The organism is Mesorhizobium sp. M1078 (assembly GCF_040318615.1).
Lineage (GTDB): Bacteria > Pseudomonadota > Alphaproteobacteria > Rhizobiales > Rhizobiaceae > Mesorhizobium.
On record NZ_JAMYMP010000015.1, the window covers coordinates 1 to 15,321 of the forward strand.

The 15,321-nt window shown below is 65.0% G+C and carries 14 protein-coding genes; 10 read left to right on the forward strand and 4 right to left on the reverse strand.

Annotated features, from left to right (window positions below):
* Positions 1-279 precede the first annotated feature (279 nt).
* From NKH38_RS19870 to NKH38_RS19885, 4 genes are all read right to left on the reverse strand, one after another.
* Entirely contained in the window at positions 280-843 is a 564-nt protein-coding gene (locus tag NKH38_RS19870) for an ActR/PrrA/RegA family redox response regulator transcription factor (RefSeq protein WP_023672848.1), read from the reverse strand.
* Between the two features lie 86 nt (positions 844-929).
* The gene (locus tag NKH38_RS19875) at positions 930-2,255 is read right to left on the reverse strand and encodes an ActS/PrrB/RegB family redox-sensitive histidine kinase (RefSeq protein WP_023690015.1); all 1,326 of its coding nucleotides are present in this window, start codon (positions 2,253-2,255) and stop codon (positions 930-932) included.
* Positions 2,256-2,287: 32 nt separating this feature from the next.
* On the reverse strand, positions 2,288-4,750 hold the full coding sequence (gene hrpB, locus NKH38_RS19880) for an ATP-dependent helicase HrpB (protein ID WP_352765627.1): 2,463 nt from the start codon (positions 4,748-4,750) through the stop codon (positions 2,288-2,290).
* Positions 4,751-4,790: 40 nt separating this feature from the next.
* Positions 4,791-5,681, reverse strand: a complete 891-nt coding sequence (locus NKH38_RS19885) for a DMT family transporter (RefSeq protein WP_023725843.1) — start codon at positions 5,679-5,681, stop codon at positions 4,791-4,793.
* 26 nt (positions 5,682-5,707) lie between these two features.
* Here NKH38_RS19885 and NKH38_RS19890 point away from each other — a divergent pair, with 26 nt between their 5' ends.
* From NKH38_RS19890 to dhaM, 10 genes are all read left to right on the forward strand, one after another.
* Entirely contained in the window at positions 5,708-6,406 is a 699-nt protein-coding gene (locus NKH38_RS19890) for a PIG-L deacetylase family protein (protein ID WP_023715560.1), read from the forward strand.
* A 254-nt stretch (positions 6,407-6,660) separates the two neighbouring features.
* Positions 6,661-7,992, forward strand: coding sequence for an ABC transporter substrate-binding protein (locus NKH38_RS19895; RefSeq protein ID WP_023684201.1), 1,332 nt, complete (start codon positions 6,661-6,663; stop codon positions 7,990-7,992).
* 123 nt (positions 7,993-8,115) lie between these two features.
* Positions 8,116-9,063 carry a carbohydrate ABC transporter permease gene (locus NKH38_RS19900; RefSeq protein WP_031198535.1) on the forward strand — a complete coding sequence of 316 codons (948 nt, stop codon included), beginning with the start codon at positions 8,116-8,118 and terminating at the stop codon, positions 9,061-9,063.
* A complete protein-coding gene (locus tag NKH38_RS19905) occupies positions 9,060-10,010 on the forward strand; it encodes a carbohydrate ABC transporter permease (protein WP_023694180.1) in 951 nt (316 codons plus the stop codon). Before NKH38_RS19900 ends, NKH38_RS19905 begins: the two co-directional genes overlap by 4 nt.
* A 214-nt stretch (positions 10,011-10,224) precedes the next feature.
* The gene (locus NKH38_RS19910; RefSeq protein ID WP_023668776.1) at positions 10,225-10,428 is read left to right on the forward strand and encodes a hypothetical protein; all 204 of its coding nucleotides are present in this window, start codon (positions 10,225-10,227) and stop codon (positions 10,426-10,428) included.
* Between the two features lie 2 nt (positions 10,429-10,430).
* Positions 10,431-11,543, forward strand: a complete 1,113-nt coding sequence (locus NKH38_RS19915; RefSeq protein ID WP_352762644.1) for an ABC transporter ATP-binding protein — start codon at positions 10,431-10,433, stop codon at positions 11,541-11,543.
* Complete coding sequence (locus NKH38_RS19920) at positions 11,536-12,549, forward strand: ABC transporter ATP-binding protein (RefSeq protein WP_352496918.1); 1,014 nt, start codon at positions 11,536-11,538, stop codon at positions 12,547-12,549. The genes NKH38_RS19915 and NKH38_RS19920 overlap by 8 nt, the downstream gene beginning before the upstream one ends.
* 60 nt (positions 12,550-12,609) lie before the next feature.
* Complete coding sequence (locus NKH38_RS19925; protein ID WP_352762647.1) at positions 12,610-14,253, forward strand: dihydroxyacetone kinase subunit DhaK; 1,644 nt, start codon at positions 12,610-12,612, stop codon at positions 14,251-14,253.
* A 70-nt stretch (positions 14,254-14,323) separates the two neighbouring features.
* Positions 14,324-14,926, forward strand: a complete 603-nt coding sequence (gene dhaL / locus NKH38_RS19930; RefSeq protein WP_023732533.1) for a dihydroxyacetone kinase subunit DhaL — start codon at positions 14,324-14,326, stop codon at positions 14,924-14,926.
* Complete coding sequence (dhaM, locus tag NKH38_RS19935) at positions 14,923-15,312, forward strand: dihydroxyacetone kinase phosphoryl donor subunit DhaM (RefSeq protein ID WP_023690004.1); 390 nt, start codon at positions 14,923-14,925, stop codon at positions 15,310-15,312. The genes dhaL and dhaM overlap by 4 nt, the downstream gene beginning before the upstream one ends.
* The last annotated feature ends 9 nt before the right edge of the window (positions 15,313-15,321 follow it).

Sequence of the window (15,321 nt, forward strand, 5' to 3'; positions counted from 1 at the left end):
CCCACCCGCTCGGCATGATCGACACACGCCGCATGAAGCTTGTCCGCCGCATAGGGGGAGAGAAGTGTCACCTATGTATCCGGTTCAAAGTGTTACCCATCTACGACTGGACAGCAGCTTCAGCCTCGCCGTCGTCTCCTGCAACGCCGGCGATTGGCGAAACCGGCGATGAGAGCGCCCCTCTCCCCCGTCTCTATACGGGGAGAGGATGCCGGCAGGCAGGTGAGGGGCAGCGCTGAGGTTCGGCAATTGGCGGCCGGCGCCACCGGCGCGTGAACCTCAGCGTGGTGCGCGCTTGGCGAGTATGCGCTGCAGCGTGCGGCGATGCATGTTGAGCCGGCGCGCGGTTTCCGACACGTTGCGGTCGCACATTTCGTAGACGCGCTGGATGTGTTCCCAGCGCACGCGGTCGGCCGACATCGGATTTTCCGGGGGGGCGGCGCGCTCGCCGGCGGTGCGGGTGAGCGCTGCAAACACGTCGTCGGCGTCAGCCGGCTTCGACAGATAGTCGATGGCGCCGAGCTTCACCGCGGTCACCGCGGTGGCGATGTTGCCGTAGCCGGTGAGGATGACGGTGCGGGCATCGTCGCGCTTCTCGCGGATGGCGGCGACGACGTCGAGGCCGTTGCCGTCGCCAAGCCGCATGTCGACCACCGCATAGGCCGGCGGGTGGGCGCGCGCCTTGGCCACTGCCTCCTCGACGCTCTCGGCCGTCTCGACCACGAAACCCCTGGTTTCCATGGCGCGGGCCAGCCGCGTCAGGAACGGCTTGTCGTCGTCGACGATGAGCAGCGAGGTGTCCTCGCCTTCGACCATTGCGCCAATTGCTTCTTCGCCAGTCATTATCTCAAAAAATCCTGCTGCCTTAATTTTACGCAGATATAGTTCCTGAACGCCATTGTCCAATTTTGCCGCCTCCGCCAAGGCTTTTACGCGGTGTCGAACATCGAGATCCCCACCGATTCCGGGTTGAGGAAGACCGTGCGCGGCCACGATATCTGCACGATCGCGCCTTCGCCCAGTCCGCTCGAATTGCGGAAATCGAGCGTGGCGCCGGAGCGTTCGAGCAAGGTCTTGGCGATGAACAGCCCGAGACCCAGGCCACCGCCAGCCTCGTTGCCCTGGCGTGTCGACATATAGGGCTCGCCGATGCGATCGATGATTTCGGGGGGAAAGCCCGGCCCGTCATCGATGATCGAGAAGGTGACGTCGAGTTCGTCCCAGCTCCATCGCACCGTCACACTGTTGCGGGCGAAGTCGACGGCGTTCTCGACCAGATTGCCGAGGCCGTAGATGACGCCGGGGTTGCGCCGTCCCACCGGTTCGGGGCCGACGCGCTCGCCCGGCCGAAGCTTGATCGAGATGCCGAAATCGCGGTGCGGCGCGGTCACCTCCTCGACCAGCGAGGTCAGCGGCAGACGCGACAGATGCGCCTCGCCCTCGGAGGACAGGCTGGTCAGCCGCTTCAGGATCTCGCGGCAGCGCTCGCTCTGCGACCGCAGAAGTTTGACGTCCTCACCGTATTTTGGGTCGTCGCCAAGTGCCTTTTCCATCTCCTTGGAGACAAGGGCGATGGTGGCGAGCGGCGTGCCGAGTTCGTGCGCGGCGGCGGCGGCAAGCCCATCCAGAGCCGACAGATGCTGCTCGCGCTGCAACACCAGTTCGGTGGCGGCAAGCGCATTGGCGAGCAGGCGGGCTTCCTCGGCAACGCGGAAGGCATAGATGGCAGTGAAGGCGATCGAGGAAAACACCGCCATCCATATGCCGGCGACATAGATGAATGGCATGGGCAGAGGCGCGCCCTCATACCATGGCAGCGGCTGGTGGAAGAAGACCAGCAACGTGGCCGCCGCCATGACCAGCGCGCCGAGCACCGCAGTCAGCCGCAGCGGCAGCGAGGCCGCCGAGATGACGACGGGCACGGTCATCAGCACCGAGAACGGGTTGGTGAGGCCGCCAGTCAAATAGAGCAGGCCGGCAAGCTGCAGGCTGTCGAAGGTCAGGATGAAAAAGGCTGAGAACGGGGTCAGCCGGTGCGCTGCCGGATAGCGGAAGGTCAGCACCAGGTTGAGCCAGGCCGAGCAGGCGACCAGCGCGAAGCAGAGGCTGACCGGCAGCGGGAATTTGAGCCCATAGGCGACGACCAGCACCGCCAGGCTCTGGCCCACGATGGCCAGCCAGCGCAGCCGGATCAGCGTGTTGAGGCGCAGCCGCTGGCTTTGCTGGAAGTCTGGCGCGTGCACGATGTTGATCATGGCCAAGGATTATAGCCGGGAAAGGACGAGCGCTAGGTCCCTCGCGGTTTGGCGCGGGCGGTGGCCGCAGCGAGCAGCGGATTTTCCGGCCAGACATGGCGGGGATAGCGGCCGCGCATGTCGGTGCGCACATCGGCCCAGGAGCCGCGCCAGAAGCCGGGCAGGTCGCGCGTCGTCTGGATTGGCCGGTGCGCCGGCGACAACAGCTCGAGCGTCAGCGGCACGGTGCCGTTGGCGATTGCCGGATGGCGGTCAAGGCCGAACAGTTCCTGCACGCGGATGGCCAGCACCGGCCATTCGCCGTCATAGCGGATCGGCACATGGCTGCCGGACGGCGCGTCGAAATGGGTCGGCGCCAGTGTGCCGATCTTGCGCTGCAAATCATGCGGCACCAGCGCCATCAGGCCCGACGACAGCGTGCCGGGGTCGATGGCGGCGAAGGACGCCTTGCCCGACAGGAACGGCAGCAGCCAGTCGTCGAGACGTTCGAGCAGGGCGGCTTCCGAAACATCGGGCCAGGGCGCGCCGAGGCCGCGATGCAGCCAGCCTAGGCGCTGGCGCAGCGTCTCGCCGTCCTTGCTCCATTCCAGCAGCGACAGGCCGTGCTCGCGCAAGGCATCCAGGATGGCGCGGTCGGCGTCTGTTCCAGTTGGTGCGGGCAGCATGCGCTCCGACAAAGTGATGGCGCCGAGCCTGGCGGTCTCGCGCACGCGCACCGCGCGCCGCTCGCGGTCGAAGCTTGTCTCGCAGCGCGTCTCGATCCTGTCGGCGAGAGCGGCACGGATGTCGGTCTCGTGGACCGCGGCCGCGGCGGTTATACGGGCGTTTTGCGCCTTGCCTTGCAGATCGGCGACGACCAGCCAGGTCTCACCGGCCAGCGGATCGGCGGCGTCGAGCATGGCGCCGGAGCCGTTGGCGAGCACGAAACGCCCGCGCTCGCCGCGCGCTCTGGCGACACGGTCCGGCCAGGCGTGGATGAGGAGAAGACCGGCAGAAGCGGTTTCGCTGCTCTTGGCGCCGCCCGCCTGCTTCGCCAATCGCCCGGCAAGCTGCCTTGCCGCAACGGCGCGCGGTGACTTTTCCGTGCGGAAGCGCATCAGGCGCCGTTCGAGGTCGGCGCCGTCGCCGCCAAGGCCACGCTCGGTGAGCAGGACGGCTAGCATCGCAGCTTCGAGCGCGTGGCCGCCGCCAGCGGCTTCAGCGACCATGTGTGCGAGCCGCACGGGCAGCGCCAGCTTGCGCATCGCGCCGCCTGCCTCCGTCAGCCGTCCGGCCGCGTCGATGGCGTGCAGCGCCGTGAGCAGCGCCCGCGCCTCGTTAAGCGCGGGAATGGGCGGCGGATCGAGGAAGGAGAGACTTGCGGGATCGGCGACGCCGAAGGCGGCGCAATCGAGCAGCAGGCCGGACAGGTCGGCTTCCAGAATCTCGGGCGGGGTGAACGCGGGAAGGGCCGCCGTCTGCTCGGCCCGCCAGAGGCGGATGGTGACGCCTGGCTGCGTGCGCCCGGCGCGGCCGGCGCGCTGGTCGGCGGACGCCCTGGAAACGCGCACCGTCTCCAGCCGGGTCAGGCCGCTCGCCGGTTCGTAGCGCGGCAGCCGCGACAGGCCGGAATCGATGACGACGCGCACGCCGTCGATGGTGATCGAGGTCTCGGCGATCGACGTCGCAAGCACCACCTTGCGGCGGCCGGGCGGCGCCGGTTTGATGGCGGCATCCTGCGCCCTGTTGTCGAGCTGGCCGTAGAGCGGCACGATGTCGGTGTCGGCGCCGAGCCGGCCCTGCAGCCGCTCGGCGGTGCGCTCGATCTCGCGCTGTCCCGGCAGGAAGGCGAGCACGCTGCCGCTCTCGCCGGCAAGAGCGGAGCGGATCGCCTTGGCCATGGCGTCTTCGATGGGAACGCCGGCTGGCCGCTCGTCGTATCTGACATCTACTGGGAACGCACGGCCTTGGCTTTCGATCACCGGGGCGCCGGACAGGAGTTTCGCGACGCGCGCGCCATCGAGCGTTGCCGACATCACCAGCAGCCGCAAATCCGGCCGCAGCGCGCCCTGCACGTCGAGCGCCAGCGCCAGGCCGAAATCGCCGTCGAGCGAGCGCTCGTGGAATTCGTCGAAAATCACCGCCGAGACGCCGGGCAGCTCGGGATCGTCTAGGATCATGCGCGCCAGGACGCCTTCGGTGACGACCAGGATTTTTGTCCGGGCCGATGTGCGGTTTTCCATGCGCATGGCATAGCCGACAGTGGCGCCGGGCTCTTCATCCAGCAATTCGGCCATGCGGCGGGCGGCGGCGCGGGCGGCGAGCCGGCGCGGTTCGAGCAGGACGATCTTGCCGGCGACCAGCCAGGGCGCATCGAGCAGCGCCAGCGGCACCAGCGTCGTCTTGCCGGCGCCGGGCGGCGCCACCAGAACGGCGCTGTTGCCGGAGCCGAGCGCCTCGCGCAGGGCCGGCAGCACGGCGGATACCGGAAGCTCCGGCAAGGATCTCGTCGTCATTGCGTCCGCATATCAGCGGTCACCACAACCGTGCAACGGCTCAAAGCCTTGTGCGTGAAAACGGGTTCCAGCGCACCGTGCCCAGCCGCACCTCCTCGCGCACCATGGTGAGCAGGCCGGACGCGCCCACGACGGCAAGGCCGACCAGCGATATCCAGTCCGGATACTCCTGGAAGAACAGCGCGCCGAGGATGACCGCCCAGACGATCTGCGAATAATGCGTCGGCGCCATGCGGTTGGCCGGCGCGTATTTGGCGGCCAGCAGCTGCAGCAATTGGCCGCCGGCGGTAAAGGCGCCACCCAGCACCAACCACAGCAGTTGCATGGCGTTGGGGAGGGTGAACGATGTGGCGATGGTGCCGGCCCCGTTGAACAGCAGCCCGTAACCGATGAGCACGCCGAGCATGGTGGTGCGCTTTTCCTGCTGGGCGAGCGACCGCATCAGGATGACGCTGGCCGCGGCGAGGAAGGCCACCGTGAAGGCGGCAAGGTGTCCGAGATGCAACTCGCGAAAACCTGGCCGCACCACCAGCATGACACCTGCAAAGCCGGCAACCACCGCCAGCCAGCGCCATGGACCGACCTTTTCCTTCAGGATGACGGTCGAGAGAATGGTAACGCAAAGCGGCGCCAGGAAGATCAATGCATAGGTCTCGGCCAGCGGAATGGTGGTGAAGGCGTAGACGCTGAGCACGCCGGAGGCGATGCCGGCCCAGGCGCGGGCCTGCACCGCCCATGGCCGCCCGGTGCGCCAGAAGTCGCGCCAGCGCTCATCGACTGGGCGGCTGAAAAACAGGAAGCAGCCGGCAAACAGCGTGATGAAGAAGCCGATCTCGAAGACGGTGAACTGTCCGCCAAGGCTCTTGATAACGGCATCGCTGCACGAATAGCTTGCATAGGCGATGAGGGCGAGCAGGATTCCGTTCGTCACGTTTTTCCATTTCCGGGGAGAGTGCAGTGAAGGTATTGGCGCTCGGCGCGCATCCCGACGACATCGAGATATTCATGTTCGGTACGCTGGCTGCCTATGCCACGCAAGGCGCAGAACTGACTTTTGCCGTTGCCACGGATGGCGCCAGGGGCGGCATGGGCGACCCGAGCGTTTTGGCTCGTGTCCGCCGCGACGAGGCGGCGGCCGCTGCGGCGTTGCTCGGCGCAACCCTTCGCTTTCTCGACTTTCCCGACGGCGAACTGGTGGCCGATGCGGCACTGATCGCTTCGCTGAAAGCGCTGATACGCGAGACCGCGGCGGATCTGGTGATCACGCATGCCCCCAACGACTATCACGCCGACCATCGTGCTTTGTCGGACGGCGTGCGCATCGCGGCCTCGTTCGGCGTCCCCGTGCTGCATGCCGACACGATGGGCGGCACCGGCTTTGCGCCGACGCATTACGTCGACATTTCCGCCTACGGCGATATCAAGACGCAGGCGATCCGAGCGCACCAGTCGCAGTGGCCGGAGCAATATGTCGACAGAGCGCGCGTCCAGAATGAGTTTCGCGCCGGGCAATGCAACAGCGTTCCCGGCTCCCTGGCCGAGGCCTTCCGATTCGAGCCGACATTTCCCTTCGCCGACATCCGCGCGCTGCTGCCGCCCGCGCCCCCTGTTCGGCCGGTGACGCCGCAGACGAAAATTATAGGCGACCCCGGCTAAGCAACTTCCGGGCGAGCCGTCCGGCAATCATTTCCCAACGATTTCAATCGCCGTTTCGCCATGTTGCGGCGCAGCGACGAATTCGCTTGCCTTGTTTAGTAAAAATTGCATCACTAAACAAATTACTAAACATCTGCGGCGCACCGCGCCGCCCTGGCGACGCATAGCGCGCCGTGTTTAGCCCCTCGGAGGAGCGAGGGTTGAGGGGTTCTTGAAACGGCCATCCGGGCGCGTTTCGCAAATGGGAGGAAGGCATGAAATCGAGCTTGAAACTGGCGTTGGGGCTGGCCTCGGCGATTACCGCGTCGACAGCCGTCTCGAACGCGGCGCACGCTGAAGACCTGACGCTTTGCTGGGCCGCCTGGGATCCGGCAAACGCGCTGGTCGAACTGTCCAAGGACTTTACCAAGGAAACCGGCATCGGCATGAAATTCGAATTCGTGCCGTGGACCAACTATGCCGACCGCTTCCTCAACGAGCTCAACTCGCACGGCAAACTTTGCGACCTGATCATCGGCGACAGCCAGTGGATCGGCGGCTCGGCCGAGAACGGCCACTACGTCAAGCTGAACGACTTCTTCGACAAGGAGAAGATCAGCATGGACGACTTCGTGCCGGCAACCGTCGTCGGCTATTCCGAATGGCCGAAGAACACGCCGAACTACTGGGCGCTGCCGGCCATGGGCGACGTCGTCGGCTGGACCTACCGCAAGGACTGGTTCTCCAAGCCGGAACTGCAGAAGGAATTCAAGGAAAAGTATGGTTGGGACCTCGGCCCACCGACCACCTTCGACCAGCTGAAGCAGGTCGCCGAGTTCTTCCAGAAGCGCGAGATCGACGGCAAGACCGTCTATGGCGCTTCGATCTACACCGAGCGTGGCTCGGAAGGCATCACCATGGGCGCCATGGACGTGCTCTACAGCTACGGCTTCCAGTATGAAAACCCCAAGAAGCCCTACGAGATGGAAGGCTTCGTCAATTCGCCAGACGCGGTCAAAGGCCTGGAGTTCTACAAGTCGCTCTACGATTGCTGCACGCCTCCGGGTGCCTCGAACAGCTATATGGGCGAAGGCGTCGACGCCTTCAAATCCGGTCAGGTGGCCATGCACATGAACTTCGCCTTCACCTGGCCCGGCCTGCAGAAGGACGAGAATGTCGGCGGTGACAAGATCGGCTACTTCGTCAATCCGAAGGGTCCCGGCGGCGCCCAGTTTGCGCAGCTTGGCGGCCAGGGCATTTCGGTCGTGTCCTATTCAGACAAGCAGGAATCGGCGCTGAAATACATCAAGTGGTTCGCCAACAAGGATGTGCAGGCCAAATGGTGGTCGCTCGGCGGCTATTCCTGCCTGAACGCGGTGGTCAAGGACCCGGCCTTCCCGTCCAGCCAGCCCTATGCGCAGACCTTCCTCGACTCGATGGCGATCGTGAAGGACTTCTGGGCCGAGCCGAGCTACGCACCGCTGCTGCAGGCGTCGCAGAAGCGCTTCCACGACTATGTCGTTGCCGGCCAGGGTTCGGCCAAGGACGCGCTTGACGGCCTGGTCAAGGACTGGACGCAAGTGTTCCAGGACGACGGCAAGATGTAACCGGACAACGGTTTAACGGCTCCTCCCGAGTCGCGCCGACGCGTCCCGTGCCGCCCTTGGCACGGGACGCAGTTCAGATAAATTCCAGTGTCGAGACTTGACGTGACCGAAGCAGGACTCACCATGCTCAATCGGACTGCGGAGAACGTTGCCCGGGCGACCCCGGAGCCGTTGGCCCGCAAGGTCCGGGGCATCAGCGACAAGGGCCTCGCCTGGCTGTTCATCTCGCCGACGATCCTGTTGCTCTTGGCCATCAACATCTTCCCGCTGTTCTGGGCGATCTACCTGTCCTTCACCAACTTCCGCGCGAACCGCCCGAACGAGGTGGTGAAAAACCTCGGCTTCGCCAACTACCAGCGCATCCTCGGCGACCAGGACATCTGGATCGCCATGCAGACGACGGCGCATTTCGTGTTCTGGACGATCCTGCTGCAGACGCTGATCGGTTTCACGCTGGCATGGCTGATCGACAGGAAGTTTCGCGGCCACGCCTTCTGGACGACCATCATCCTGGTGCCGATGATGCTGTCGCCGGCGGTGGTCGGCAATTTCTGGCGTTTCCTCTACGAGCCGCAGATCGGCCTGTTCGCCTACGCCATCTCGTTCGTCACCCGGATACCACCGACCGACATCCAGATGCTGTCCAACGTGTCGCTGGCGCCGTGGTCGATCATCATCGTCGACACCTGGATGTGGACGCCCTATGTCATGCTGATCTGTCTCGCCGGCCTGCGCTCCATCCCCGAATACATCTATGAAGCCGCCGAGGTCGACCGCGCGTCCAACTGGCGGCAGTTCTGGTCGATCACGCTGCCCATGGCGCTGCCCTTCATCATGCTGGCGGTGCTGTTTCGCGGCATCGAGAACTTCAAGATGTTCGACATGGTCAACCTGCTGACCGGTGGCGGGCCGGGCTCGACCACCGAGGTCGCCTCGATCACGCTGAAGCGGCAGGCCTTCGAGAGCTGGCGCACCGGATATTCCTCGGCCTTCGCCATCATCCTGTTCGTCGCGGTGTTTGGGCTGGCCAACATCTACGTCAAGGCGCTGAACAAGGTGAAGCAGAGATGAGCCTGACCACCGCCCACTCCGTCGTCGCCCCCTCGGCCAATTCGAAGCGGATCGCCGGCACGATCATCGTGCTCTACGCGCTGATCTCGATCGTGCCGTTGCTGTGGATCTTCGCCACCAGCTTCAAGACGCCGCCGGATTCGATCGCCTATCCGCCCAAGATTCTGTTCCAGCCGAGCATCGAGGGCTATTGCAACCTGTTCACGACGCGCACCAGGCAAACGCCCGACTACATCAACTCGCTCGGACCCGCGACCGGTTTCTGCGACGAGACCTCGCGCAAGCGCAACATGGTGATTGCCGGCCCGTCCAACTTCCTGCCGCGCTTCGTCAACTCACTGATCATAGCCTTCGGTTCCACCTTCTGCGCCGTATTCCTCGGCACGCTTTCGGCCTACGGTTTCTCGCGCTTCAAGGTGCCGCTGGCCGATGACCTTCTGTTCTTCATCCTGTCGACGCGCTTTATGCCGCCGATCGCGGTCGCGATTCCCATCTACCTGATGTACCGCGAGCTCGGCCTGTCCGACACCGCGCTGGGCATGATCCTGCTCTACACCGCGGTCAACGTGTCACTCGCGGTGTGGCTGCTGAAAGGCTTCATCGACGAGATCCCGCGCGAGTATGAGGAAGCGGCGATGATCGACGGCTATACCAGGCTGCAGGCCTTCTGGCGCACCGTGCTGCCGCAAGCGACTACCGGCATCGCCGCGACCGCCATCTTCTGCCTGATCTTCGCCTGGAACGAATATGCGTTCGCCGCACTCCTGACCTCCGGCACCGCGCAGACCGCGCCGCCCTTCATCCCGACCATCATCGGCGAAGGCGGCCAGGACTGGCCGGCGGTGGCGGCCGGCACGACCATCTTCCTGGTGCCGATCCTGGTCTTCACCATCCTGCTTCGCAAACAATTGCTGCGCGGCATCACTTTTGGGGCGGTGCGCAAATGATTGGTGTGCCAGGTCGACCCCCACTCCGTCGAGCTTCGCGCGCCACCACTCCCCCGATCGCCGGGGGAGAGGAAGGACGCGAACTTCATTCAGCCAGGCTCCCTTCCTCTCCCTCCGGAGGGGGGAGAGGTGGCGCTGCGAAGCAGCGACGGAGTGGGGGAACCACCTGGCAACCGTCTCGCCCGGTTGCCGGGCAGAAGGAAGGAAGCTGCGCATGACGCGCCCAGCCATCTCCAAAAAGTCATCCTGGCCTCGCTGGGCCCGGCGCGGCCTGATGGAAAACATCGCCACGACGCTGATCGCCATTGGATTCCTGATGCTGTTCCAGCCCTTCGCGCTGGCGCTCTACACCTACTCCTTCATCACCATGCTCGCCGGCACGGTGATGTTCATCATCGTCTCGAAGTTCCCGGAATAATCATGGCCGAAATCCGCGTCCAACATTTGAGAAAGGCCTTCGGCGATTTCGTCGCGGTGCAGGATTCCAGCTTCGTCGTCGAAGATGGTGAGTTCTTCGTCATGCTTGGTCCCTCGGGCTGCGGCAAGACGACGACGCTGCGCATGGTCGCCGGCCTCGAATTGCCGACCGGCGGCCAGATCCTGCTCGGCGGCGAGGACGTCACCATGCGCCGGGCGCGCGAACGCGACATTGCCTTCGTGTTCCAGCTGTTCGCGCTCTATCCGCATATGAATGTGCGCAAGAACATCGGCTTCCCGCTGCTGGCGCAAGGCATGCCGTCCGCCGAGATTCGAAGCCGTGTCGAGGAAACGGCGAAGCTGCTGCGCATCGACCACCTGCTCAACAAATCGGTCTCAGGGCTTGCCGGCGGCGACCGCCAGCGCGTGGCGCTCGGTCGTGCCATCGTGCGGCGGCCAAAGTGTTTTCTGATGGACGAGCCGCTCGGCACGCTCGACACCGAATTCCGCGATCTGATGGTGCATGAGCTGCGCGAACTGCACAACCGCATCCACGCCACCACCGTCTATGTCACGCACGACCAGATGGAAGCGATGTCGATGGCCGACAAGATCGCCGTCATGAACCATGGCGTCATCGAACAGTTCGGCAGCCCGCGCGAAATCTACGACCGCCCGGCAACCATGTTCGTCGCCGACTTCATCGGCTCGCCGCCGATGAATTTCCTGGGCTTCGGTGGCGGGCTGGCGAAGGGGGCGAAGGAAATCGTCGTCCAGGGCGCCAAGGTGGCGGTGCCGGAAGTGCGCGAGGAAATTGCGCCCGCCGACATGGCGCTCGGCATCCGTCCCGAGCACATCCGTTTCGACGATGCGTCGAAACTGCGCGGCGCCATCTACGGCACCGAATATCTCGGCACGACGCAGATCGTGGCGGTGGAGACGGCGGACGGCATCATCAAGGCGCGGGTGCCGGCTGAAATCCGGCTGTCCACAGGCGATCATGTCGGCCTGATGTTGAACAGCGCGCGGCTGTCACTCTTCGACAAGGGATCGGGCCGCGCCGTGCGCACCGCTGTTCACGATACCGCCTCTCAAGGGAGAGCGCAGCATGGCTGACGTGCACATCAAGGGCGTGACCAAAAGCTTCGGCGACCATGTCGCCGTCGATGGCCTCGACCTTAACATCGCCGATGGCGAATTCGTCGTGCTGCTCGGCCCGACCGGCGCCGGCAAGACGACGACGCTGAGATTGATCGCCGGACTGGAGCGGCCGGATGGCGGCACGATCCATATTGGCGGCCACGATGCGACGACGCTGTCGCCGGCCGAGCGCGACACCGCCTTCGTGTTCCAGCAATATTCGCTCTACCCGCATCTGTCGGTCTACGACAACCTCGCCTTCCCGCTGCGTTCGCCAGCGCGGAAAGTACCGGAGGACCAGATTCGCCGCCGCGTCGAAGAGGTGGCGAAGATGGTGCGCATCCACCACAAGCTGAACAACCGCTCGACCAAGCTGTCGGGCGGCGAGATGCAGCGCGTCGCCATCGGCCGAGCGTTGGTGCGCAAACCATCGATCTATCTGATGGACGAACCGCTGTCGTCGCTGGATGCCAAATTGCGCGCCGATCTCAGGCTCGAACTCAAGCGTATCCAGGCCGAACTCGGCGCCACCATGCTGTACGTCACCCACGATCAGATCGAGGCGATGACCATGGCCGACCGCATCGGCATCCTCAATGACGGCGTGCTGGTGCAGATCGGCACGCCGCGCATGATCTATTCGGAGCCGGCAAACCTTCATGTCGCGGCCCGCCTCGGCCAGCCGGCGATCAACCTGCTGCCGGCCGGGCTGCTGCCTGATGGTGGGGCGCCGACCGGAACCAAGACCATCGGCGCGCGCACCGAGCATCTGTCGATCGAGAAGACCGCAAACGGCCATGCCGACGGCGTCGTCGACTGGGTCGAACATCTCGGGGACCAGAACCATCTGCATGTTACGGTCGGCCCGAAGAAACTGGTGACGCTCACCGACCCCGATACGGATCTGGCCGAGGGCGACAAAGTGGTGATCCGCTACCGCTCGCCGCTGTATTTCGGCGCCGACGGACAAAGGCTGATGTGAAGATTTCGGCGGTCTAGACGCCGGCTTCTGACTGACGATTGCGAATACGGGACGAACTCGATGAAGCACTTTTTCAACCGCAGGGAAACGATCGTCACCGAGGCGCTGGATGGCCTGTTGCGGACCATCGGTTCCGGCGATCTCGCGCGCCTCGACGGTTATCCCGAGATCAAGGTCGTGCTGCGCGCCGACTGGGACAAGGCGAAAGTTGCCGTCGTCTCCGGTGGCGGCGCCGGACACGAACCGTCCCATGCCGGCTTTGTCGGCAAGGGCATGCTGACGGCGGCGGTTTCGGGCGAGATCTTCGCCTCGCCCAGCGTCGAGGCGGTGCTGGCCGCCATCCGCGCGGTGACCGGCCCGGCCGGCTGCCTGCTGATCGTCAAGAACTACACCGGCGACCGGCTCAATTTCGGCCTGGCGGCCGAGAAAGCGCGCGCCGAAGGGTTTCGCGTCGAGATGGCGATCGTCGCCGACGACATCGCCCTGCCGGATATCAACCAGCCGCGCGGCGTCGCCGGCACCTTGTTCGTACATAAGATCGCCGGCCATTTGTCGGAGACCGGTCAGGACCTGGCAGCCGTTGCTACAGCCGCTCGCGTGGCGGCGAAGGACATCATCTCGCTCGGCATGTCGCTGTCGTCCTGCTCGATCCCCGGCCAGCCACATGAAGAGCGGTTCGGCGAAAATGACGGCGAACTCGGCCTCGGCATCCATGGCGAGCCGGGCGTCGAGCGCATCGCCGTGCAGAGCGCCGACAGACTTGTGGCGATCATGGCGGAGCGGCTGGCGGTGCGGCTCGACCCGAACGCCAGCCACGCGTTGCTCATCAACAATCTCGGCTCGGTGCCGCCGCTCGAAATGTCGCTGGTCGCCAATGCCGTGCTGGCCTCGCCGCTGGCCAAGACCGTGAAGCTTGCGATCGGCCCCGGACCGCTGATGACGGCGCTCAACATGAACGGTTTTTCGCTGTCGCTGATCAAGCTCGATGCGGCGCGCGAGGCAGCCTTGCTGGCGCCTGTCGGCCCACATGCCTGGATGCCGGCCAAAACCGTCGTCGCGCCGGCTATCGTGCCTATGGCGAAAGCGGCTGGAAACAGCGCAGCCCAAAGGGCCAGCCAGGATTGCGGCACCAGGCGTTTGATCGTCACGGTCTGCGAACGGCTGATCGAGCTCGAAGAGACACTGAACGGGCTCGACGCCAAGGCGGGCGACGGCGATACCGGTTCGACGGTGGCGACCGGCGCGCGCAGCGTGCTGGAGAAGCTCGATACACTGCCGCTGGCCGACCCTGCCGCCACGCTCGCGGCTATAGGCGATAGTCTGGGCGTCGCAATGGGCGGCTCCTCAGGCGTCTTGCTGTCGATCTTCTTCACGGCATCGGCTCAGGCTTCGAACGTCGGAGCAACCCTGTCCAAGGCGCTGCTTGCCGGGCTTGACCGCATTACTTTTTACGGTGGCGCCAGGGTCGGCGACCGCACCATGGTCGATGCCTTGGAGCCGGCGCTGAAGGCGCTCGATGCCAAGGGGCTGGATGCCGCGGCTACAGCGGCACGGCACGGCGCCGAGGCGACCGCTGCCATGGAGAAGGCGAAGGCCGGACGCTCCGCCTATGTTGGCGCCAAATTGCAAGGCGTAGTCGACCCTGGCGCCCATGCCGTGGCCGAAGTGTTCGCGGCCGCCGCCGCGCTGCATGCAGCGGCCTGACGGCATGCTTCGATTGTCGAATGAAAACTCTTGCGATACTGCCGGCAGGATCGAAACCGGGAATCTGGACATGGCAGCGTTCGACCTTGCCAGGCTGATCACCGCCGCCGCGGACACGATCGCCGCTCACTCGGAAGAGTTGACCGCGCTCGACCAGGCGATCGGCGACGGTGACCATGGGCTGAACATGAAGCGCGGCTTCGAGGCTGTGCGCGCCGATGCCGGGGCGTTCGCTGCAAAGCCGCTGCCCGAGGCGCTGAAGGCGATCGGCACCAAGCTGGTGATGACGGTCGGCGGCGCGTCCGGGCCGCTGTTCGGCACATTGTTCCTGGCGCTGGGCAAGGAGATTTCAGGAGAGCCGGATCGCCCCAAGCTGACGGCTGCTTTCGGCAAGGCAATCGAGGCGGTGGCCGCCAGAGGCAAATCGCAGGTCGGCCAGAAGACGATGCTCGATGTGCTGTATCCGGTGCATGACGCGCTCGCGAATGGAAAGACAGGCTCGGAAATCGCTGATATTGCCGACGCGGCTGCCGAAGCGACCGTGCCGATGAAGGCAACACGCGGTCGCGCCTCATTCCTCGGCGACCGCTCAATCGGTCATATGGATGCCGGCGGACGCTCTGTGGCGCTGCTGGTGCGGACCGTCGCCGAAACCGTCGAGGGCCAAGCATGAGCAATGTCGGCATCGTCATCGTCTCGCATTCGCCGCTGGTTGCCGAAGGCACGGCCGACATGGTGCGGCAGATGGTGGGCGACGAAGTGCCGCTTGCATGGTGCGGCGGAAACGGCCATGGCGGGCTCGGCACCAGCGTCGAAGCGATCATGGGCGCCATCGACAAGGCGTGGTCGGAGGCGGGCGTCGCCATACTGGTCGATCTCGGCGGCGCCGAGACCAATTCGGAAATGGCGGTGGAAATGATCGGCGAGCCGCGGGCGCAGAAGATCGTCGTCTGCAACGCGCCGATCGTCGAAGGCGCGGTGATGGCTGCGACGGAGGCGTCCGGCGGGGCCTCGCTGAAGGAAGTGGTGGCGACGGCGCATGAATTGTCGCCGTCGTGAGCGAACGGG

What these genes read in the sequence shown, in the direction of transcription:
- NKH38_RS19920 (WP_352496918.1), top strand. Translation starts at nt 11,536, where the DNA reads ATGGCTGACGTGCACATCAAGGGCGTGACCAAAAGCTTCGGCGACCAT.
- NKH38_RS19915 (WP_352762644.1), top strand. Translation starts at nt 10,431, where the DNA reads ATGGCCGAAATCCGCGTCCAACATTTGAGAAAGGCCTTCGGCGATTTC.
- NKH38_RS19875 (WP_023690015.1), bottom strand. Translation starts at nt 2,255, where the DNA reads ATGATCAACATCGTGCACGCGCCAGACTTCCAGCAAAGCCAGCGGCTG.
- NKH38_RS19900 (WP_031198535.1), top strand. Translation starts at nt 8,116, where the DNA reads ATGCTCAATCGGACTGCGGAGAACGTTGCCCGGGCGACCCCGGAGCCG.
- dhaM (WP_023690004.1), top strand. Translation starts at nt 14,923, where the DNA reads ATGAGCAATGTCGGCATCGTCATCGTCTCGCATTCGCCGCTGGTTGCC.
- NKH38_RS19870 (WP_023672848.1), bottom strand. Translation starts at nt 843, where the DNA reads ATGACTGGCGAAGAAGCAATTGGCGCAATGGTCGAAGGCGAGGACACC.
- NKH38_RS19905 (WP_023694180.1), top strand. Translation starts at nt 9,060, where the DNA reads ATGAGCCTGACCACCGCCCACTCCGTCGTCGCCCCCTCGGCCAATTCG.
- dhaL (WP_023732533.1), top strand. Translation starts at nt 14,324, where the DNA reads ATGGCAGCGTTCGACCTTGCCAGGCTGATCACCGCCGCCGCGGACACG.
- NKH38_RS19895 (WP_023684201.1), top strand. Translation starts at nt 6,661, where the DNA reads ATGAAATCGAGCTTGAAACTGGCGTTGGGGCTGGCCTCGGCGATTACC.
- hrpB (WP_352765627.1), bottom strand. Translation starts at nt 4,750, where the DNA reads ATGACGACGAGATCCTTGCCGGAGCTTCCGGTATCCGCCGTGCTGCCG.
- NKH38_RS19910 (WP_023668776.1), top strand. Translation starts at nt 10,225, where the DNA reads ATGACGCGCCCAGCCATCTCCAAAAAGTCATCCTGGCCTCGCTGGGCC.
- NKH38_RS19925 (WP_352762647.1), top strand. Translation starts at nt 12,610, where the DNA reads ATGAAGCACTTTTTCAACCGCAGGGAAACGATCGTCACCGAGGCGCTG.